General features: G+C 54.0%; 1 rRNA gene. It reads left to right on the top strand.

The features are described from left to right. Nucleotides 1–213, top strand: a 16S ribosomal RNA gene (locus tag lacNas_RS00270); the annotation flags it as partial.

Below are 213 nucleotides of genomic sequence, written 5' to 3'. Positions count from 1 at the left end.
CCCTTCGGGGTGATTTGTTGGACGCTAGCGGCGGATGGGTGAGTAACACGTGGGCAATCTGCCCTAAAGACTGGGATACCACTTGGAAACAGGTGCTAATACCGGATAACAACATGAGTCGCATGACTCAAGTTTGAAAGGCGGCGCAAGCTGTCACTTTAGGATGAGCCCGCGGCGCATTAGCTAGTTGGTGAGGTAACGGCTCACCAAGGC

Origin of the sequence: Lactobacillus nasalidis, assembly GCF_016587775.1 — a bacterium.
Lineage (GTDB): Bacteria > Bacillota > Bacilli > Lactobacillales > Lactobacillaceae > Lactobacillus > Lactobacillus nasalidis.
The sequence above is the reverse complement of the archived record's forward strand: the minus strand, read 5'-3'. Positions and strand labels throughout refer to the sequence as shown.